The sequence below is a fragment of the Cupriavidus gilardii genome (assembly GCF_008801915.1).
GTDB lineage: Bacteria > Pseudomonadota > Gammaproteobacteria > Burkholderiales > Burkholderiaceae > Cupriavidus > Cupriavidus gilardii.
In genome coordinates this window covers 56,744-76,136 of the sequence record NZ_VZOV01000011.1, presented here as the reverse complement: position 1 = coordinate 76,136, position 19,393 = coordinate 56,744, and the positions used below count along the sequence as shown (strand labels likewise).

Sequence of the window (19,393 nt, the reverse complement as noted above, 5' to 3'; positions counted from 1 at the left end):
AAAAAGAACGAAGGAGACATTTCAATGAAATCCGAATCAGAAATCGACATCAAGACGGTCCTCGACAGCAGGCCGCTAAGCCGCTTTCAAATCCGCGTGGTTCTATTGGGCTTGCTGGTGCTGATGCTGGACGGACTGGACACCACGTCTGTGGGTTTCATCGCGCCCGCGCTGGTGGAGGATTGGAAGATAGCGCCCGGTGAACTGTCGCCGGTTTTCATGAGCGGTCTTTTCGGTCTTGCCATTGGTGCCCTCACAGCAGGTCCGATTGGCGACCGGGTCGGCAGAAAGACAGTCGTCGTGTCCTCAGTGTTCTTGTTCGGCTTCTTCAGTCTCGCTTCGGCTTTCTCGACCGATCTGTGGACGCTCGCGCTGCTGAGGTTTCTGACCGGTCTTGGTCTGGGAGCTTCCATGCCGAACACCGCTACGCTGGTAGCGGAATTTGCACCGGCGAAGCACCGGAATCTTCTGATCACGTTTGTGTATTCAGGCTTTGCTATCGGTGGCGGCATCGGTGGCGTGGTCAGCAACTACCTTATCGAAGTATCGGGTTGGCGCGCCGTGCTCGTTGCCGGTGGCGTACTGCCCATTGCATTCGGCATCGTGATGCTTTTTGCTCTTCCGGAATCGATCCGGTTCCTGGCCACACGTCCCGACAAGAAATCGATGGTCAAGAACATCATGCGCAAGATCGCACCGGATGTCGTGCGTGAAGGTGTGACCTTCGTTTCGGATGACATTCGGAATAGCGATAAAGGCAAGGTGGCGATCATCGTCGGGCGCCAGTATGTTGTCGGAACCCTGTGCCTCTGGTCAGGAGTGTTCGCAACGCTCTTTACGCTCTACCTGATCAACAGTTGGCTGCCGCTGATGATCAAGGACTCAGGTATGAGCCTGCGTGACGCATCGCTGGTCGCGACGTTCGGCCAGGTAGGCGGCGCATTGGGTTCACTGGCTGTCGGTTGGTTCATGGACCGCAATTCACCGCACAAGGTGCTCGCTGCAACGCACCTGGCCGCGGGGCTATGTGCGCTGGCCATCTGCGCTACGGAGCGCACGTTCGTGACTACCAGCGTGCTGGTCGCGCTGATGGGTTATTGCATGAACAGCCTGAACGTCGGCTATGTCGCTCTGGCCGCGCGTTTTTATCCGACCTCGGTGCGTGCCACGGGTACCAGCTGGGAGCAGGGCATCGGTCGATTTGGGGCCATCACTGGCGCGGCTATCGGCGGCGTCCTGCTTTCGACTGGCTGGAGTTTCAACGCAGTGTTCGCTGCGCTTTGTGTGCCGATGGCGCTCGGCATGATCGCCATTTCCATCAAAAGTCTTTTCGCAGCCGGGCACGCCCACTTGCCGATCGACAATGCTGCTGCCGGTTTCGTAGGAGAATGAAGATGTCCCCAGAAAACATTCAGGTTCGCTCTCATCGTCTGCACGATGTACGCCTGGCCTATCGTCGCAGCACCGCGGCGAACGCGAAGCAAACCGTGCTACTGCTGCATGGTTGGCCACAAACTTCCTGGGCGTGGCGGCGAGTCGTGCCGCTGCTCAGTCAGCAGTTCGATGTCATCGCACCGGACCTTCCTGGTTTTGGCGATTCCTCGAAACCAAGTTCCGGTTTTGACAAAAAGACTGTTGCTCGACGCATCCACGACTTGATCGAGGCACTGGGCATCAAGAAGGTCGCGCTCGTCGGTCACGATGTGGGTGGACACGTCGGGTATGCCTACGCTGCGCAGTGGCCGGAAGAGGTCAGCCACTTCGTCTTCTGCGAAAGCAGTCTTCCTTGTTTTGGCCAGGAAGAGGCGATGGACGTCGCGCGTGGCGGCAGCTGGCACTTCGGCTTCAATATGGCAGGCGATATTTCGGAAGCGCTCGTGCAAGGTCGAGAATACCTGTTCGTGAACCACTTCATGCGCCGTGAAACCGTTGGCGTATTCGATCCCGAGTCGGTCAGCGAGGATGACGTCAAGGTCTACGCTCAGGCGCTGGCTCGGCCCGGAGCCTTGCGCTGCTCCTTCGACTATTACCGGACGATTCCGCTCGACCGGCGAGACAGCGCCATCTGGAGCACTACACCGCTTCCGATGCCTGCGCTGGCCATCGGCGCACAGTGGGGTTATGGCGAATCTTCGATGCAGACGCTCAAGCGTGCGGCGACCGACGTGTCGGGTGTCATCATTAACGACTGTGGTCATTACGTTCCCGAGGAGCAGCCCGTCGGATTCGCCACAGCAGTTAGCGAATTCGTGACGCGAACCTGAAACCAGTCCGCCGACATGCCTGGCGCGGCGGCGTTCAACAAAAGGGCTTCCTGATTTCTCGGGAAGCCCTTTCGTGACATCGGCCCGTCAGGCGATGGGATCGGGATTCCCGGTATGGCCGCTGGCCTTCGCCAATCCGGGAGATCAAGGTCGCCCTGAGAGCCAGAAGCGGTGCGAATTTCTATTGGCCGACCGACTTGCGACCTCGACCGCCCGCACCACCACTGTATTGGTTTTACGCGGGAACCTGGGCCAGCAACATGGGCACCAGTTCTTCCGGCTTGTCCAGCATCACGTTGTGGCCGCATTCCACTGTATGCACGTTCCACCGTGGATCGTCGCGCAGACGCGCGTACGTTGATGCAAACCAGTCGCCGCCGTTGGCCGTCGCGTAAACGAATGTACGGTTGGCAACCGGAACGGAGTCCGCACCGAAGCGAACCGGCTGGACGAACGTTTCCAGCGGTTGGGCAACGGACTTCGAATCGACCCAGGACGCGTCCGCGGCATTCACATTGAATGCAGCAGCCGGGATCGGCGCGATCATTCCGTTATTCGAGCTGGCCTGGGCAATGACGGCCTCCGTCATTGCTGCCCCGTTGATCGACAACAGTGACTCGCCTTCCGACGGCGCATACGCATCGAGGTAGAAGAGCGTGCGAATGCGGTGGCCAATTTCCCCTGCCACGCCGGTGATGACCAGGCCGCCATACGAATGGCCGCACAGGATCACGTCGTTCAGCTCTTCGTATTCGATCACATTGACGATATCGCGAATATGCGTGTCGAGATCGATTGCCCGATTTGCCAGGTGTGCTCGCTCGCCGAGCCCGGTGAGGGTCGGCGTGTAAGCATCGTGACCCGCGAGCCGGAGTTTCTGTGCCACTCGCGCCCAGACCCAGCCACCTTGAAATGCGCCGTGAACCAGAACGAATGTTGCCATCAATGGACCTTCTGTTGTTGAGTTGAGTTTTGGTGCGACCGAGTTGCCTGTTCGGCGTAGGGCGGCGCGGTCGTGCGTTGAGAGACAGCCACGCCGATGAGGGTGAGAACTGCACCGATGATCAACATCATGCTTAACTGCTCACCAAGAAACAGCACGCTCGATAGGACTCCGAACACCGGCATCAGGAGACTGAACGGCGCAACGCGGCTCATCGTGCATTGCGAAATCAGCCAGAACCACATGCCGAATCCGGCAATGCCGCCGATCAGAACGGTGTAAGCGAGCGACATCCACCCCTGGAGATCGGCCGCGCGAAAGGCCTCCAGTTGACCGTGCTCCAACATCAATGAACCGAGCAGCGTTGTCGGGATGGTGAATAGTGACATCCACGCTAGCAGCATCAGCGGGTCGTTTAGCCCATACCGCTTGGTCATCACGTTTCCCAACGCATAGGCGAACGCGGCCAGGGCAATAAACAGAATGGCAATCGAATCTCCCGATATTCGACCGCCGCTCGCAAGAACGACGCCGACAAAGGCCGTCAGTATGCCCAGTACCGTGCGCAACGAAGGCCGCTCACCCAGCATCGGCCACGATAGAAGAATGATGAAGGGGGTCGAGAGCTGGTACACAACCGCCGCATGAGTCGCCGTCCCCAGTCCAAGGCCGGTATACATCAGGCCGAAATTCAGGGTGCTGACAAAGATCGATACCTTCACGATTGAAACCAACTGTTGTCGCGTCGGCCGGGCAACAAACGGAACCAACAATAGGGCCATCGCAATAAAACGGAGGCCGAGAAAAAAGAGCGGTGGGAATTCGGAAAGTCCGATCTTGATCGGCACGTATTGATAGCCCCAGAGCAGAGGAACCAGTATTGCGCAAGCGACTTGCATCAAGGACATGGAGGACGCACCTTCAAGACTGTTCAGTCCAAAAATTCGCGTGTGACGCCGTGCGCATGCTGGTGGAGGCGATCGGAAATACGGTTCTGGCCATGCGCGTGATGTACAGACGCGTGCATTCTAGACTATTCGGTCTAGAATGCACGCTGCGACCACATGACCACCATGGTCAAGCGCGCACGTGGTGAAACCAATAAGCTCGGGCAGTACGGGTTGCTTGTCCAATGGCATGGCGCAGAACAAGCACCCGACGACGTTCGTTCCGACCTGAGCAGAGACATCCGCCCGGGGCTCGACCGGTTACAGAAAGGCTCGATTCAAGCGCTTGCCGATGCGAAGACACTACGTGCCGAGCCCGACTGCAGAGCAAGATTCGCGCGCAAGGCAGGACTACATGACGCGTCACGCGCGTGAGCCGTTGCATGCGGTGGCGATGGATCGAACGCTGGCACGCGTGTGCGACCGGGAATGACATCGCATTAATTCAAAACCATTTGGTCTACAATGACCCGCATGGAACGACACACCTCACGACCCATCTCCCTCGCGGTGCCGCGAGGCCGGCCGCGGAGCTTCGATATCGACGCCGCTGTCGAGCGCGCGATGAACGTCTTCTGGTCCAGCGGCTATCATGGCACCTCGCTTCCTGACCTGCTGGAGGCGACAAGCCTTTCGCGCGGCAGCCTCTATGCGGCATTTGGGGACAAGCACGGCCTCTTCCTGCTCGCATTGGACCGCTATATCGAAGACGCGCTGGCTCGACTCGATGCCGAACTCGATGCGTCCAAGGGTGCAATGGCGGGCGTCCGCAAGTGTCTCGCCGGATATGTGGATCGCACGAGCGCCGCCAACGGCAAACGTGGTTGTCTGGTCGTCGCGACGGCGATGGAGCTTTCTGCCCACGATCCCGAAGTCAATGCTCGAATTGGCAAATTCTTCCGAAAGTTCGAGGCACGACTTGTCGCGACGTTGAAACGCGCGGAGAAAGCGGGCGAATTGGCAGACGGCGTCGAACCGGCGAGTGCCGCGCGCTTGCTGGTCTGTCTGGTCGAGGGGATGCGGGTGGTCGGCAAGACCGCGCCGGCTCGCGCAACGACGCAGGCTATGGTTGAAACGCTTCTTGACCGGCTAACAAGCTAACGGGCTAACGCGCCAAGACGTCGAACGGCTTCGAGCGGTGTTAACTTGCTTAATAACGAATTGCCGGCAGGGACATTCCTACGAGCCGTCATGCAGGGCGGCTGACTTTCTTGTTTTTTTGGCGCGCCCGGCTGGGATCGAACCAGCAACCCCTGCCTTCGGAGGGCAGTACTCTATCCATTGAGCTACGGGCGCACGAGATGCGGCGGGAGCCGCGCGGTCGACTGCGGCGAATGCCGTCGTCGGAAAGTCGCATAGGATACCGCGTTTGTCGTGGCGCGTCCATGCCGGCGCATCTTTTCCCGGGCCCTACGGGTTTCGTCCGAGGCGCTTTTCGCGCCATCGGGAGGGGCTTTGCGGCTATAATCGCCCGTTATTTGCGCAAAAGCGGGGCTGCGTCTCGTCCACTCGGACGGCGCGCCAGGCGGCATGGGGTGTGGCTGTCAGGCTCGGCAGACTCGAAAGCGCGGAGGGGGCGGCAGTCAGGCCCAGACACGGACCAACGAAAGGCCGCCAAGCGGAGCGGTCACGGGTTTCCTGCAAAATCGAGAGTTCAGCATGAGCGACGTCCATAACGAACACGAGTCTCCCATCAAGACCCCGAAGCAGCTGATCGCTGTGGTGATTGCCGCCTTCGTGGTGCCGATCACCGTGATCATCCTGCTGGTCAGCTTCGTCGGCTACGGTGGCCCGGAAGGCGCCGGCTCCACCGATACGGCGGAAGCGGTGGTTGACCGGATCAAGCCGGTTGCCTCGCTCGAACTGCGCGATCCCAATGCCCCCCGCGTCTACAAGACCGGCGAACAGGTCTATACCGCCGTCTGCGCGGCCTGCCACGCCACCGGCGCGGCCGGTGCGCCGAAGTTTGGCGCCGCCGGCGACTGGAGCGCCCGCCTCGGCCAGGGCCACGACGGCCTGCTGAAATCGGTAATGGCCGGCAAGGGCGCGATGCCCCCGCGCGCGGGCACCTCGCCGGACGATTTCTCCGATTACGAACTGGACCGTGCGATGGTGCATCTGGTCAACTCGGCCGGCGGCAAGCTGCAGGAGCCTGCCGCGCCCGCGCCGGCAGCGACCACCGCTGCTGCTTCCGAACCTGCCGCACCGGCGGCTGACGCTGCGGCGGCCGCTCCGGCTCCTGCCGCCGCTGCCCCGGCGGCACCGCCCGCTCCCGCTCCGGCCGCAGCGGCTCCGGCGCAAACCACGGCTGCAGCTCCCGCCGCAGCCTCGGCCGAGGTCGGCAAGCGCGTCTACGATCAGGTCTGCGCGGCCTGCCACGCCGCCGGCGTTGCCGGTGCGCCGAAGGTCGGCGACAAGGCCGCCTGGGCGCCGCGTATCAAGGAAGGCATGGACGCGGTCCACAACTTCGCGCTGAAGGGCAAGGGCGTGATGCCGCCGAAGGGTGGCTACGCCGGCCCCGACGCCGACGTGATCGCCGCGGCGGACTACATGGTCAACGCCTCGAAGTAAAACCGGGGACACCGGCGCGGCGCTCGCCTCGCCAGGACAAAAAAGCCAGCGGCATGCCGCTGGCTTTTTTTACGTCCGGCGTTTGGCCGCGCTAGACCACGCGCGAGTACCGGACCGTCGGCGCCGCCCCGGAGCGGGATATCGGCGGCATCCGCCGCAGTGGGTGCGCCGCGGGCCTTTGCGAAGCGGGGTCCGAAACGGGATTCAAAGCGGGACCTGAAACGGGATCCGAAGCAGGCTCCGATTTGGAATCCGGCACGCGATCCGAACCCGGCTGCGCCGCGGCCGCCCGCTCGTCACGAAGATAGCGATCGAACACCATGGCCACGCGTCGCACCAGCAGCCGTCCCAGCGGCGTCACGTCGATCCGCTCATCGGATATCCGCACCAGCCCCTGCTCCGCGAGCGACGCCAGCTCGGCGCGCTCGGCGGCAAACCTGGCGTCGAAGTCGATACCGTGCCGCCACGCGACCTCGGCGGTATCGAGTTCGCCGTGGCACATCAGCGCGCCGATGACGTCCTTGCGCAGCCGGTCGTCGGCGTCGCTGACATGGCCGCGCAGCACCGGCAGCCTACCGGCATCGAGCGCGCCGTAGTACTCGTCCAGCGTGCGCGCGTTCTGCACGTAGCGGCCGGCCACCGCGCCGATCGCCGAGATGCCGAAACCGAGCTGGTCGTCCCCGGCGTGGGTCGCATAGCCCTGGAAGTTGCGCTGCAGCCGTCCTTCGCGCTGGGCGCGGGCCAGCGCGTCGTCCGGCAGCGCGAAGTGGTCCATGCCGATATACACATAGCCGGCCGCGGTCAGCCGCTCGATGGCCGAGACCAGGATGTCCAGCTTTTCGCCGGCCGACGGCATCGCGGCCTCGTCGATCCGACGCTGCGGCTTGAAGACGTGCGGCAGATGCGCGTAGCTGTACAGCGACAGCCGGTCGGGCCGCATCTCCAGCACACGGTCGATCGTGGCGCCGAAGCGGGCGGCGGTCTGGTGTGGCAGGCCGTAGATCAGGTCCATGCTGATCGACAGGAAGCCGAGCCGCCGGGAAGCGGCGACCACGCGGCGGGTGTCTTCCACCGGCTGCACGCGATGGATCGCGGCCTGGACCTCGGGATCGAAGTCCTGCACGCCGAGGCTGACACGATTGAAGCCGAGCTCGGCGAGCAGCGCCATCCGTTCGTCGTCGACGCGGCGCGGATCAATCTCGATCGAATGCTCGCCGTCCGCGCGCAGATCGAAGTGCCGATGCAGTGCGGCCATGACCTGCCGCATTTCGGCGGGATCGAGAAAGGTCGGCGTACCGCCGCCCCAGTGCGATTGCACCACGGGCCGGGGCTCGCCCAGGCGGGCCGCCACCAGCGCCATCTCGCGCGCGAGATAGCGGACATAGCGCGCACTGCGGCCGTGATCGCGCGTGATGATCTTGTTGCAGCCGCAGTAGTAGCAGATGTTCTCGCAGAACGGGATATGCAGGTAGAGCGACAGCGGCGCGCCGGCGCCCGCTGCGCGGCAGTCGTCCAGCGCGGCCAGGTACGCGTCTTCGCCGAAGCCCGCGTGGAAGCGATCGGCGGTCGGATAGGACGTGTAGCGCGGTCCGTTGACGTCGATGCGCTCGGCGAGCCCGCGGAAATCGGCGAGGTCGGCGCGGCGGATGACGGAATGCGCAGCGGCTGGGGGAGCGGTGTCGCGGGCGACTTCGGCAGCGGCTTCGCGAGCGAAATGGGGGACGGTCGTTACCATCGGGCGGCCTTCTGAGGAATCCGCTTCGATGCTAGCCAGACAGGCGCGCGCCGGACTTGACCGACATCAAGGGCCGGCGATTCGGCGTTCGCCCGGCGGCCCCCCGCTGCGCTTCAGCCGGCCGCGGCCTTGTTGCCGAGCAGCGCCTTCAGTCCCGCCAGCCGGTCCTTCGGGCTCATCGCCGGCGTCTCGTCCTTCGGCGCCGGCGCTTCCTCCAGCTTCATCTCGCCGATGAAGCGCGACGGCTGGCACGAGTAGGTGTCGCGCGCGCGCTTGCGCTTCTTGCACCAGCTGATATGCAGGCTGCGCTGCGCGCGCGTGATGCCGACATACATCAGGCGGCGCTCCTCCTCGATCTTCTCGTCGCTCAGGTCCTCGTCCTCGCGGCAATGCGGCAGGATGCCCTCCTCCACGCCGACCAGGAACACGTGCGGATATTCGAGGCCCTTGGACGCGTGCAGCGTCGACAGCCGCACTGCATCCGGATCTTCCTCGCGGCCCTCGAGCATGCTCATCAGCGCGACCGTCTGCGTCAGCTCCAGCAGGTTCTTGCCTTCGTCGCCGAAGCCGTCGGCGGTGTCGAAGCCCGTCGCCTCGCCGTCCGCGGCCTCCGGCTTGGTGCCCTTGCGCTTGAGCCAGTCGAGGAATTCCAGCGTATTGGTCCATTTGGCCTGGGCCTGGCGCTCGTCGAAGGTGTCGTACAGATAGGCTTCGTAGTGGATGCCTTCCATCAGGTCGTCGAGCACCTCGGTGGCCGGATCGCGCGCGGCACGGTCCGCCAGCCGCACCATCGCCTCGCAGAAGGTGCGCAGCGGCTCCAGCTGGCGGGGCTGCAGCTTGCCTTCGATGCCGCCCATCATCGCCGCCTCGAACAACGAGACCTTGGCCTGGCCGGCGAAGGTGCCCAGCACCTCCAGCGTGGTATTGCCAACCCCGCGCCGCGGCGTGGTGACCGCGCGGATAAAGGCGGGATCGTCGTCGGGATTGGCGATCAGCCGCAGATAGGCGCAGATGTCCTTGATCTCGGCCTTGTCGAAGAAGCTCTGCCCGCCTGACAGCACATACGGAATGCGCTCGCGGCGCAGGATCTGCTCGAACAGCCGCGCTTGGTGGTTGCCGCGATAGAGGATCGCGTAGTCGCGGAACTGCGCGCGCCGCTCGAACTTGTGCGCCGACAGCTTGAACACCACCGACTCGGCCTCGTGCTCCTCGTCGTTCATCGGCGTCACGGTAATCGGGTCCCCCATGCCGTGCTCGCTCCACAGCGTCTTGTCGAACAGCTTGGGGTTGTTGGCGATCACCGCATTAGCGGCCTGCAGGATGCGCACCGTGGAGCGATAGTTCTGCTCGAGCTTGATGACCTTCAGGTTCGGGAAGTCGGTCTGCAGCAGGCGCAGATTGTCCAGCGTGGCGCCGCGCCAGCCGTAGATCGCCTGGTCGTCGTCGCCGACCGCGGTGAAGGCGGGCGCACGCAGATGCGAGCCGCCGGCCAGCAGCTTCAGCAGCTGATACTGGCAGGCGTTGGTGTCCTGGTATTCGTCGACGAGGAAGTAGCGCAGCCGGTTCTGCCACTTGAGCCGCACGGTTTCGTCGCGTGCGAACAGCTCGGCGGGCAGCCGGATCAGGTCGTCGAAGTCGACCGCCTGGTACGCCGCCAGCGTGGCGACGTAGTTGCGGTAGATCAGCGCGGCCTGGTGCTGGTCGGCGTCGGCGGCCTCGGCGATCGCGGTCTCGGGATCGACCATGCCGTTCTTCCACAGCGAGATCGTGCTCTGCACGCTGCGGATCAGCTTCTTGTCGGTGGTCGCCAACTGCTCCTGGATCAGGCCGAAGCAGTCATCGGCGTCCATGATCGAGAACTGCGGCTTCAGGCCCAGGTGCTCGGCCTCGGCGCGCAGGATCTGCACGCCCAGCGAGTGGAAGGTGCAGACGGTCAGCTGGCGCAGCGGGATGCGCTTGCCGTCCCGGGTCTTGCCCTCCATCAGCTTGGCGATCCGCTCCTGCATTTCCTTGGCGGCCTTGTTGGTGAAGGTCACCGCGGCGATGTGGCGGGGCTCGAAGCCCTTGTCCTCGATCAGATGCGCGATCTTCTGCGTGATCACCCGGGTCTTGCCCGAGCCCGCGCCGGCGAGCACCAGGCAGGGCCCGTCCAGATAGCGGACGGCTTCGGATTGGGCGGCGTTCAGTCCGTGGGTCATCGGTCGGGGATCGGAAATCGGGTACAGCGGGAGGCGGCGCCGGCATAGCGAGGGATGCGGGCCGAGGGTGCGATCCGTGCGGGCCAACCGCCGAACTGTAGAAGCGCCGCGGAAGGGCCGAACGGGTCGAAGCGGGCGATGTTAACACGGCGGCCGGCGCTCGCCGCCGCCCCTGGACGGTCTCCTCGGCGGCGCCGCTCTCGCGTTGACAGCCGCCAAGCCTGCGGTTAGAGTCGCGCCATCCGTCCGGGAGAGCGCGCGACCTGCTTAGTGCAACGTGCTTTTCACTCGCGCCGCCGAAGGGGAATCACCCGAAAACTCTCAGGCACCATGGACCGGGCGGATCGGCATGCAGCATGCACACGATGTATGCCGAACTCTGGAGAGCGACACCCGCCATTCACCAATTGAATGATGAGCGTGTCCACCGAAGGGGCGCACAGCGTGGCCAGCCTGTCGCAAGGACAGCAAGGCCCGCCGTAATCTCTCAGGTATCGAGGACAGAGGGGGTCATCCGTCGCGACGGTTCAACCGAGCCGCGCGACGGATGACCCTTTTTTGTTTGGCGCGCCGCGCGCGCCGGACCGAACGATGCCACGCTCCGAGGAATCCATGACGCTCCAGGCCACCCCGCTCAACGCCATCCACCGCGCCCTCGGCGCCCGCATGGTCGATTTCGGCGGTTGGGACATGCCGGTCAACTACGGCTCCCAGATCGAGGAACACCATGCGGTGCGCAGCGATGCGGGCATGTTCGACGTTTCGCACATGTGCGTCGTCGACCTCGCCGGCCCCAATACCCGCGCCTTCCTGCGCGGGCTGCTCGCCAACAACGTCGACAAGCTGCAAACCCCCGGCAAGGCGCTGTACTCCTGCATGCTCGACCCGAACGGCGGCGTGATCGACGACCTGATCGTCTATTTCTTCGCCGAGGACCGCTTCCGCCTGGTCGTCAACGCCAGCACCGCGACCGGCGATATCGACTGGATCCGCCAGCGCAATGCCGACACCGGCGCCGGCGTGACCATTACTCCCCGTCGCACCGACAACGCCTCCGATCACGCCGCGCCGCTGGCCATCGTCGCCGTGCAGGGCCCGAACGCGCGCGCCAAGGTGTGGGCCGCGTTCCCGTCGACCCAGCCCAGCGAAGCGCTCAAGCCGTTCAACGCGATGGTCGTCGAAGACGCCGCGATCGGCGAAATCATGGTGGCCCGCACCGGCTACACCGGCGAGGACGGCTTCGAGCTGGTGGTGCCCGCCGACAACGTCGCCGCGGTCTGGGAAAAGCTGCATGCCGCCGGCGTGCGTCCCGCCGGGCTCGGCGCGCGCGACACGCTGCGGCTCGAAGCCGGCATGAACCTGTACGGCCAGGACATGGACATCCATACCTCGCCGCTCGACGCCGGCCTGGCCTGGACCGTCGATCTGCAGAGCGAGCGCGATTTCGTCGGCAAGGCCGCGCTGCTGGCCAACGGCCAGCGCCAGCAGTTCGCCGGCCTGATCCTGCGCGACAAGGGCGGTGTGCTGCGCGCGCACCAGACCGTGCTGACCGCCGCCGGCGAGGGCGAGATCACCTCTGGCACCTTCAGCCCCACCCTGTCCCAATCGATCGCCTTCGCGCGCCTGCCCAAGGATGTGGCGCTCGGCAGCGAAGTCCAGGTGCTGATCCGCGACCGCAAACTGACTGCGACTGTGGTTAAACTGCCGTTTGTGCGCAATGGCAAGGCACTCGTGAGCTGACGGCTCACTGCGGACATCGTCCACCCGGTCACGCTGCGCCCCGCGGCCCCTTTCATTCCGACGGCACGCGGCGGCGCGACACAAGAATCTGAAATTGGAGAATCTCGATGAATTTCCCCGCTGACCTGAAGTACACCGAGTCGCACGAATGGGTGCGCGTCGAAACCGACGGCACACTGACGATCGGCATCACCGATCACGCACAGGATGCGCTCGGCGACATCGTCTTCCTCGAGCTGCCCGAGGTCGGCAAGACGGTCGGCGCCGGTGACGCGCTGGCGGTCGTCGAATCGGTCAAGGCCGCGTCGGACATCTACGCGCCGGTGGCCGGCGAAGTGGTCGCCGTCAACGACGCCGTCAAGGATGCGCCCGAGAGCGTCAACGCCAACGCCTTCGATGCCTGGCTGTTCAAGATCAAGCCGGCCAACGGCGACGACGTCAACGGCCTGATGACGGCCGACGCCTACAAGGCCAGCGTCGGCGCCTGAGCCGGCGCCCCGCCCGCGGCGCCAGGGCATGGCTGACCACCATGTCCCGGCCCGCCTCTCCGAGTCACTTGCCATGAACGCTCCCCTGCCCATGAACGCCGCTCAATCCGCTCGCCCTTCGCTGGCCGAACTCGAAGCTCGCGACGCCTTCTCCCACCGCCATATCGGTCCCGACGCCGCCGAACAGCAGCACATGCTGAAGGTGCTGGGCTACGACAGCCGCGCCGCGCTGATGGACGCCATCATCCCGGCCGCGATCCGCCGCCGCGACGGCATGCCGCTGGGCGAATTCACCGAGCCGCTGAGCGAGGAAGCCGCGCTGGCCAAGCTGCGCGGCATCGCCGGCAAGAACAAGGTGTTCAAGAGCTTCATCGGCCAGGGCTACTACAACACGCTGACGCCGGGCGTGATCCTGCGCAATATCTTCGAGAACCCGGCCTGGTACACCGCCTACACGCCGTACCAGCCCGAGATCTCGCAGGGCCGCCTGGAGGCGATGCTGAACTTCCAGCAGATGATCACCGACCTGACCGGCCTCGATATCGCCAACGCGTCGATGCTCGACGAAGGCACCGCCGCGGCCGAGGCGATGACGCTGCTGCAGCGCGTGAACAAGCACGCGTCCAATACGTTCTACGTGGCCGACGACGTGCTGCCGCAGACCATCGAAGTGGTGCGTACGCGCGCGCTGCCGCTTGGTATCGAGGTCAAGGTCGGCCCCGCCGCCGACGCGGCGCAGGCGCACGCGTTCGGCGTGCTGCTGCAATACCCGGGCGTCAACGGCGACGTGGCGGACTACCGCGCGATCGCCGATGCGGTGCACGCGGCCGGCGGCCTGGTGGTCGCCGCCGCCGACCTGCTGGCGCTGACGCTCTTGAGCGCGCCGGGCGAATGGGGCGCCGACGTGGCGGTCGGCAATTCGCAGCGCTTCGGTGTGCCGCTGGGCTTCGGCGGCCCGCATGCCGGCTATATGGCCGTCAAGGACGCCTACAAGCGTTCGATGCCGGGCCGCCTGGTCGGCGTCACCGTCGACGCGCAGGGCAACAAGGCCTACCGGCTCGCGCTGCAGACGCGCGAGCAGCATATCCGCCGCGAAAAGGCGACCTCGAACATCTGTACCGCGCAGGTGCTGCTGGCGGTCATGGCGTCGATGTACGCGGTCTACCACGGGCCGCAGGGCCTGAAGCGGATCGCGCAGCGCGTGCATCGGCTGACCGCGACGCTGGCCGGCGGCCTGCAGGCGCTGGGCTACGCCCGCACCAACCAGACCTTCTTCGACACGCTGACGATCGAGACCGGTGCCGCCACCGAGGCGATCCACGCCGCGGCCGCCGCGCGCCAGATCAATCTGCGCCGCGCCGGCGCCACGCACGTCGGCATCTCGCTGGACGAGACCACGACCCGCGACGATGTGGTCGCGCTGTGGGAGATCTTCGCGCAGGGCAAGCCGGTGCCGGCCTTCGACGCACTGGAAGCCGCGGCCGATGATGGCTATCCGGCGGCGCTGTCGCGCCAGAGCGCCTATCTGACCCATCCGGTCTTCAACACGCACCACGCCGAGCACGAGATGCTGCGCTATCTGCGCATGCTGGCCGACAAGGATCTGGCGCTCGACCGCACGATGATCCCGCTGGGCTCCTGCACGATGAAGCTCAACGCGACCAGCGAGATGATTCCGGTCACCTGGCCGGAGTTCTCGAGCATCCATCCGTTTGCGCCGGACGACCAGACCGTCGGCTACCGCGAGATGATCGCCCAGCTCGAGGCGATGCTGTGCGCGGCCACCGGCTATGCCGCCGTCAGCCTGCAGCCGAACGCCGGCTCGCAGGGCGAATACGCGGGCCTGCAGATCATCCACGCCTACCATGCGAGCCGCGGCGAGAGCCACCGCAATATCTGCCTGATCCCGTCGTCGGCGCACGGCACCAATCCGGCCTCCGCGCAGATGGCCGGCATGCAGGTGGTGGTCGTGGCCTGCGACGAGGACGGCAACGTCGACCTGGCCGATCTGGAGAAGAAGGCCGCGCAGCACAGCAAGAACCTGGCCGCGATCATGATCACCTACCCGTCCACGCACGGCGTGTTCGAGGAAGGCGTGCAGCGCATCTGCGAGATCGTCCACAGCCATGGCGGCCAGGTCTACGTCGACGGCGCGAACATGAACGCGATGGTCGGCACCGCGGCGCCGGGGCAGTTCGGCGGCGACGTGTCGCACCTGAACCTGCACAAGACCTTCTGCATTCCGCACGGCGGCGGCGGCCCGGGCGTCGGTCCGGTCGCGGTCGGCGCGCATCTGGCGCCGTTCCTGCCCAACCACGCCAGCAGCGGTTATCGCCGCGCGGAAGACGGCATCGGCGCGATCTCGGCCGCGCCCTACGGCTCGGCCAGCATCCTGCCGATCTCGTGGATGTATATCGCGATGATGGGCGCGCGCGGACTGACCGCCGCCACCGAGAACGCGATCCTGGCGGCCAACTATGTCGCCAAGCGGCTGTCGGACTACTACCCGGTGCTGTACACCGGCGGCAACGGCCATATCGCGCACGAGTGCATTCTCGACCTGCGCCCGATCCAGAAGGCGACCGGCATCAGCAACGAGGATGTCGCCAAGCGGCTGATGGACTATGGCTTCCATGCGCCGACGATGAGCTTCCCGGTCCCGGGCACGCTGATGATCGAGCCGACCGAGAGCGAGGCGCTGCACGAGCTGGACCGCTTCATCGACGCGATGATCGCAATCCGCAAGGAAATCGCGCGCGTCGAGGACGGCAGCTTCGACCGCGAGGACAACCCGCTGAAGAACGCGCCTCACACCGCGGCGGTCATCACCGCCAACGAGTGGAACCACAAGTACACGCGTGAGGAAGCCGCCTATCCGGTCGCCTCGCTGCGGACGCAGAAGTACTGGCCGCCGGTCGGCCGGGCCGACAACGTCTACGGCGATCGCAACCTGTTCTGCTCCTGCGTGCCGATGAGCGCGTACGAGGAGTAAGCGGGCACGCTTCCTGCAGCAGCAGGCACGGCGATGCCATCGCCGCCCGGACGCAGTCCGGCGTCCAGGAGGATTCAGGCCCCCGGCGCTTGCGCCGGGGCCGTCATCGTCAAGGAGGACTGTCGATGTGGGAACTGAACGCGCCGTGGTGGGAATTCGTTGTCCGGGGTCTGATCATCTATTTCGCCCTGCTGGTGCTGATGCGGCTGGGCGGCAAGCGCCAGATCGGCCAGATGACACCGTTCGATCTGGTACTGCTGCTGATCCTGTCCGAAGGCGTGCAGAACGCCATGGTCGGCGACGACAAATCGGTATCGGGCGGGCTGATCCTGGCCGTCACGCTGATCGGCGGCAACTTGCTGGTCAGCTGGCTCAGCTGGCGCAGTCGCGGCATCGAATATGCGGTCGAGGGCAAGCCGCAATTGCTGATCCGGGACGGCAAGGTGTTCCAGGACGTCATGAAAGGGGCGCGCATCACCAGCGACGACCTGATGAAGGTTTTGCGACGCGAAAACTGCAATAGCATCGACGACGTGCATGTGGCCATCCTCGAGAACGACGGTGCCATCAGCGTACTAAAGCACAAGGACCGGCCGGAAAAGCCGCCCGGCCCCGGCGTGTCGCTGTGGCAGCGGCCGGAGGACGACAAGCCGGTGTAGGGGCCCGGGACAGGCCTGCGGGACCGCCGCCGGTCGGTTGATCGGTCGGTCCCCAACCGGTGGTGAAAGGAGAGTCAATTGGCTGTCAGCGTTTTCGACCTGTTCAAGGTCGGCATCGGACCATCGAGCTCGCATACGGTGGGACCGATGCGTGCGGCCGGCATGTTTGCGCATGCGCTGGAGCGCGACGGCCTGCTGCCGCGAGTAGCCAGCGTGCGGGTCGAACTGTACGGCTCGCTCGGCGCAACCGGCAAGGGGCACGGCACCGACAAGGGCGTGATCCTCGGCCTGCTCGGCGAGGCGCCGGACACCATCGATCCCGACACCATCGAGGCCAGGCTGGCTGCGCTGCGCGCTTCGCGCACGCTGGACCTGCTCGGCAAGCATCCGATCCCCTTCGTCGAGAAGGAACACATCGCGTTCTACCGGCGCGAAGCACTGGCCGAGCATCCGAATGGCATGAAATTCCATGCCTTCGATGCCGCCGGCGCGACGCTGCGCGAGGGCCGCTATCTGTCGGTCGGCGGCGGCTTCGTCGTCAGCGCCGGCGCCGCCAACACGCAGGTGCTCGAAGCGGACCGGCAACTGCCGCACCCCTTCCGCAGCGGCCGCGCGATGCTCGACATGGCGAGCAGCACCGGCAAGTCGATCGCGCAGCTGATGCTGGAGAACGAATGCACGTGGCGCAGCGAAGCCGACGTGCGCGCGGGCCTGCTGCATATCTGGCAGGTGATGCAGGCCTGCGTCGCGCGCGGCTGCCGCACCGATGGCGAGCTACCCGGTCCGTTCAAGGTCAAGCGGCGTGCGCCCGAGCTGTACCGCAATCTGACCGAGCGCGCCGAACGGACGCTGTCGGACCCGCTGTCGGTGATGGACTGGGTCAATCTCTATGCAATGGCGGTCAACGAGGAAAACGCAGCCGGCGGCCGCGTGGTGACTGCGCCGACCAACGGCGCGGCGGGCATCATCCCGGCCGTACTGCATTACTACGACCGCTTCGTACCCGGTGCGAACGAGCGCGGCGTGATCGACTTCCTGCTGACGGCCGGCGCGATCGGACTGCTGTACAAGCTGAACGCGTCGATCTCCGGGGCCGAAGTCGGCTGCCAAGGCGAGGTCGGGGTGGCGTGTTCGATGGCGGCCGGCGCGCTGGCGGCGGTGCTTGGCGGCACGCCGGAACAGGTCGAGAATGCCGCGGAGATCGGCATGGAACACAACCTCGGCCTGACCTGTGATCCGGTCGGCGGGCTGGTGCAGATTCCCTGCATCGAGCGCAATGCGATGGCCTCGGTCAAGGCCGTCAATGCGGCACGCATGGCGCTGCGCGGCGACGGCAATCACTATGTCTCGCTCGATTCGGTGATCAAGACCATGCGCGAAACCGGCGCCGACATGAAGACCAAATACAAGGAAACGGCGCGCGGCGGGCTCGCGGTCAATATCGTCGAGTGCTGACGTGGGTCTGCTGTTCGAACACTAAAGTAGCACGCACTTTTGTGGAATCCCGCGTCCCCGCGGCGCGGCATTCTCCAGGCACCGCAACTGCGATGCGTGAGCCCAGACTCGACAATCTGGTCGCCGCCGTGTTCCGCTTCGAGAACGCGACCAGCGAGGAAACGTTGCTCGATACGGTCCGCTGGCTCAGGCGGCGCGTCGCCGACAACCCGGTCCTGTCGAACACTTTCGTACGCTGGCTGAAGGATGTAGGCTCACCGCATCGCCATGCCGGTCTGGATTTCACGAATGTACACAACCTGATGGAGGCTGAAATGTCGCTGTCGACGAATATCGCACGGTGGAAGGCCAACTACAGACTGGAAGGCCTGCAAGAAGGCCGACTGGAAGGCCTGCAGGAGGGCCGGCAGGAAGGTCTACAGCAAGGCCAGGCCATGATGCTGCGAAACATGCTTGCCAAACGGTTCGGCCCTCTGCCGGCCGAGCTGGAAACACGATTGAACGGCGCCTCGGCCGAACAATTGCAAGCGTGGGGAGAAAGGTTGCTCAGCGCCCAACACCTCGCCGACGTATTCGAAGCCTGAACCCTGGCGACCGATTGTCAGTATTCCCGCAGATGCAAACCTTCCATCAACTGTTCGACCCCGAGTCCTGCACCTACACGTATTTGCTGATCGACGCCGCGACGCGCGATGCCGTGCTGATCGATCCGGTCGACCGTCAGCTCGAGCGCGATCTGGCGCTGGTGCAGCAGACCGGGGTACGCCTGGCCTGGGTCATCGAAACCCACGCGCACGCGGACCACATCACCTCGGCAGGACATGTCGCACAACGTACCGGCGCGCATACCGCCGCGCCGTCGGGCTGCGAGATCCGGCCGGCGCTGAAGCAGTTGATCGACGGCGACACCATCGCGTTCGGCACGCAGGCGCTGCGCGCGATCCATACCCCGGGCCATACGGCCGGCAGCATGAGCTATCTGTGGGAAGAGCCGCAGCCGGACGGCGGTGTGGTGCGTCGCGTCTTTACCGGCGATGCGTTGTTGATCGATGGCTGCGGGCGCACGGACTTTCAGTCGGGCGACGCCGGCACGCTGTACGACAGTCTGACGCACAAGCTGTTTGCGCTGCCCGACGACACGCTCGTGTATCCGGCTCATGACTACAAGGGCCGCACCCATTCGACAATCGGGCACGAGCGGGCCACCAATAGCCGGCTGTGCGGCCGCACGCGTGAAGAATTCATCGAGATGATGAAAGGGCTGAACCTGCCGCCACCGAAGCTGCTGGCGGTCGCCGTGCCGGCCAATCAGCGGCTCGGCCTCGGCGACGGCGACAACATCCCGCACGGGGTCTGATCGCCGCGCCGGTCAAGGCCGGGCCCAGCGGCGCGGCGCGAGGA

Annotated in this window: 16 protein-coding genes, 1 tRNA gene and 2 riboswitches; of the genes, 12 read left to right on the top strand and 5 right to left on the bottom strand. The window is 65.0% G+C overall.

The window, feature by feature from the left end; all coding sequences use genetic code 11:
* Positions 1 to 24 precede the first annotated feature (24 nt).
* The gene (locus tag F7Q96_RS14795) at positions 25 to 1,392 is read left to right on the top strand and encodes an MFS transporter (protein WP_053822825.1); all 1,368 of its coding nucleotides are present in this window, start codon (positions 25 to 27) and stop codon (positions 1,390 to 1,392) included.
* A 2-nt stretch (positions 1,393 to 1,394) separates the two neighbouring features.
* Complete coding sequence (locus F7Q96_RS14790; RefSeq protein WP_053823241.1) at positions 1,395 to 2,264, top strand: alpha/beta fold hydrolase; 870 nt, start codon at positions 1,395 to 1,397, stop codon at positions 2,262 to 2,264.
* A 235-nt stretch (positions 2,265 to 2,499) separates the two neighbouring features.
* On the opposite strand, the gene F7Q96_RS14785 is transcribed toward F7Q96_RS14790, so the two are convergent.
* The gene (locus F7Q96_RS14785) at positions 2,500 to 3,207 is read right to left on the bottom strand and encodes an alpha/beta fold hydrolase (RefSeq protein ID WP_053822826.1); all 708 of its coding nucleotides are present in this window, start codon (positions 3,205 to 3,207) and stop codon (positions 2,500 to 2,502) included.
* Positions 3,207 to 4,115, bottom strand: coding sequence for a DMT family transporter (locus tag F7Q96_RS14780; RefSeq protein ID WP_151022891.1), 909 nt, complete (start codon positions 4,113 to 4,115; stop codon positions 3,207 to 3,209). The genes F7Q96_RS14785 and F7Q96_RS14780 overlap by 1 nt, the downstream gene beginning before the upstream one ends.
* A 156-nt stretch (positions 4,116 to 4,271) precedes the next feature.
* On the opposite strand from F7Q96_RS14780, the gene F7Q96_RS14775 reads away from it, so the two are divergent.
* Positions 4,272 to 4,529, top strand: coding sequence for a chorismate mutase family protein (locus F7Q96_RS14775; protein WP_144425855.1), 258 nt, complete (start codon positions 4,272 to 4,274; stop codon positions 4,527 to 4,529).
* Positions 4,530 to 4,628: 99 nt separating this feature from the next.
* Positions 4,629 to 5,255, top strand: a complete 627-nt coding sequence (locus tag F7Q96_RS14770; RefSeq protein ID WP_053823242.1) for a TetR/AcrR family transcriptional regulator — start codon at positions 4,629 to 4,631, stop codon at positions 5,253 to 5,255.
* 119 nt (positions 5,256 to 5,374) lie between these two features.
* Here F7Q96_RS14770 and F7Q96_RS14765 read toward each other — a convergent pair.
* Positions 5,375 to 5,450 (bottom strand) — tRNA-Arg (locus tag F7Q96_RS14765).
* Between the two features lie 363 nt (positions 5,451 to 5,813).
* On the opposite strand from F7Q96_RS14765, the gene F7Q96_RS14760 reads away from it, so the two are divergent.
* On the top strand, positions 5,814 to 6,725 hold the full coding sequence (locus tag F7Q96_RS14760; RefSeq protein ID WP_053822827.1) for a c-type cytochrome: 912 nt from the start codon (positions 5,814 to 5,816) through the stop codon (positions 6,723 to 6,725).
* 91 nt (positions 6,726 to 6,816) lie between these two features.
* On the opposite strand, the gene hemN is transcribed toward F7Q96_RS14760, so the two are convergent.
* Together hemN and F7Q96_RS14750 are read right to left on the bottom strand one after the other, a co-directional pair.
* Positions 6,817 to 8,460: an oxygen-independent coproporphyrinogen III oxidase gene (hemN, locus tag F7Q96_RS14755; protein WP_151022890.1), complete on the bottom strand. Its 1,644-nt coding sequence runs from the start codon at positions 8,458 to 8,460 to the stop codon at positions 6,817 to 6,819.
* A 113-nt stretch (positions 8,461 to 8,573) separates the two neighbouring features.
* Positions 8,574 to 10,658: a UvrD-helicase domain-containing protein gene (locus tag F7Q96_RS14750; RefSeq protein ID WP_151022888.1), complete on the bottom strand. Its 2,085-nt coding sequence runs from the start codon at positions 10,656 to 10,658 to the stop codon at positions 8,574 to 8,576.
* 237 nt (positions 10,659 to 10,895) lie between these two features.
* A riboswitch (glycine riboswitch) is annotated at positions 10,896 to 11,006 on the top strand.
* A 21-nt stretch (positions 11,007 to 11,027) separates the two neighbouring features.
* Positions 11,028 to 11,172, top strand: a riboswitch (glycine riboswitch).
* A gap of 98 nt (positions 11,173 to 11,270) precedes the next feature.
* Here F7Q96_RS14750 and gcvT point away from each other — a divergent pair.
* The 7 genes from gcvT to F7Q96_RS14715 all read left to right on the top strand — a co-directional run bounded on the left by gcvT (position 11,271) and on the right by F7Q96_RS14715 (position 19,349).
* On the top strand, positions 11,271 to 12,398 hold the full coding sequence (gene gcvT / locus F7Q96_RS14745) for a glycine cleavage system aminomethyltransferase GcvT (protein ID WP_151022886.1): 1,128 nt from the start codon (positions 11,271 to 11,273) through the stop codon (positions 12,396 to 12,398).
* Between the two features lie 107 nt (positions 12,399 to 12,505).
* Entirely contained in the window at positions 12,506 to 12,886 is a 381-nt protein-coding gene (gene gcvH / locus F7Q96_RS14740; protein WP_006576219.1) for a glycine cleavage system protein GcvH, read from the top strand.
* A gap of 73 nt (positions 12,887 to 12,959) precedes the next feature.
* Positions 12,960 to 15,878: an aminomethyl-transferring glycine dehydrogenase gene (gcvP, locus tag F7Q96_RS14735; protein ID WP_053822828.1), complete on the top strand. Its 2,919-nt coding sequence runs from the start codon at positions 12,960 to 12,962 to the stop codon at positions 15,876 to 15,878.
* A gap of 125 nt (positions 15,879 to 16,003) precedes the next feature.
* Complete coding sequence (locus F7Q96_RS14730) at positions 16,004 to 16,537, top strand: DUF421 domain-containing protein (RefSeq protein ID WP_053822829.1); 534 nt, start codon at positions 16,004 to 16,006, stop codon at positions 16,535 to 16,537.
* A 78-nt stretch (positions 16,538 to 16,615) separates the two neighbouring features.
* On the top strand, positions 16,616 to 17,992 hold the full coding sequence (locus F7Q96_RS14725) for an L-serine ammonia-lyase (RefSeq protein WP_053822830.1): 1,377 nt from the start codon (positions 16,616 to 16,618) through the stop codon (positions 17,990 to 17,992).
* A gap of 92 nt (positions 17,993 to 18,084) precedes the next feature.
* Entirely contained in the window at positions 18,085 to 18,576 is a 492-nt protein-coding gene (locus F7Q96_RS14720) for a DUF4351 domain-containing protein (RefSeq protein ID WP_053822831.1), read from the top strand.
* Between the two features lie 32 nt (positions 18,577 to 18,608).
* Positions 18,609 to 19,349, top strand: a complete 741-nt coding sequence (locus tag F7Q96_RS14715) for an MBL fold metallo-hydrolase (protein WP_053822832.1) — start codon at positions 18,609 to 18,611, stop codon at positions 19,347 to 19,349.
* Positions 19,350 to 19,393: the final 44 nt, after the last annotated feature.

Coding starts and splice junctions, on each gene's coding strand:
- F7Q96_RS14795 (WP_053822825.1), top strand. CDS start 25: ATGAAATCCGAATCAGAAATCGACATCAAGACGGTCCTCGACAGCAGG.
- F7Q96_RS14790 (WP_053823241.1), top strand. CDS start 1,395: ATGTCCCCAGAAAACATTCAGGTTCGCTCTCATCGTCTGCACGATGTA.
- F7Q96_RS14785 (WP_053822826.1), bottom strand. CDS start 3,207: ATGGCAACATTCGTTCTGGTTCACGGCGCATTTCAAGGTGGCTGGGTC.
- F7Q96_RS14780 (WP_151022891.1), bottom strand. CDS start 4,115: ATGTCCTTGATGCAAGTCGCTTGCGCAATACTGGTTCCTCTGCTCTGG.
- F7Q96_RS14775 (WP_144425855.1), top strand. CDS start 4,272: ATGACCACCATGGTCAAGCGCGCACGTGGTGAAACCAATAAGCTCGGG.
- F7Q96_RS14770 (WP_053823242.1), top strand. CDS start 4,629: ATGGAACGACACACCTCACGACCCATCTCCCTCGCGGTGCCGCGAGGC.
- F7Q96_RS14760 (WP_053822827.1), top strand. CDS start 5,814: ATGAGCGACGTCCATAACGAACACGAGTCTCCCATCAAGACCCCGAAG.
- hemN (WP_151022890.1), bottom strand. CDS start 8,460: ATGGTAACGACCGTCCCCCATTTCGCTCGCGAAGCCGCTGCCGAAGTC.
- F7Q96_RS14750 (WP_151022888.1), bottom strand. CDS start 10,658: ATGACCCACGGACTGAACGCCGCCCAATCCGAAGCCGTCCGCTATCTG.
- gcvT (WP_151022886.1), top strand. CDS start 11,271: ATGACGCTCCAGGCCACCCCGCTCAACGCCATCCACCGCGCCCTCGGC.
- gcvH (WP_006576219.1), top strand. CDS start 12,506: ATGAATTTCCCCGCTGACCTGAAGTACACCGAGTCGCACGAATGGGTG.
- gcvP (WP_053822828.1), top strand. CDS start 12,960: ATGAACGCTCCCCTGCCCATGAACGCCGCTCAATCCGCTCGCCCTTCG.
- F7Q96_RS14730 (WP_053822829.1), top strand. CDS start 16,004: ATGTGGGAACTGAACGCGCCGTGGTGGGAATTCGTTGTCCGGGGTCTG.
- F7Q96_RS14720 (WP_053822831.1), top strand. CDS start 18,085: ATGCGTGAGCCCAGACTCGACAATCTGGTCGCCGCCGTGTTCCGCTTC.
- F7Q96_RS14715 (WP_053822832.1), top strand. CDS start 18,609: ATGCAAACCTTCCATCAACTGTTCGACCCCGAGTCCTGCACCTACACG.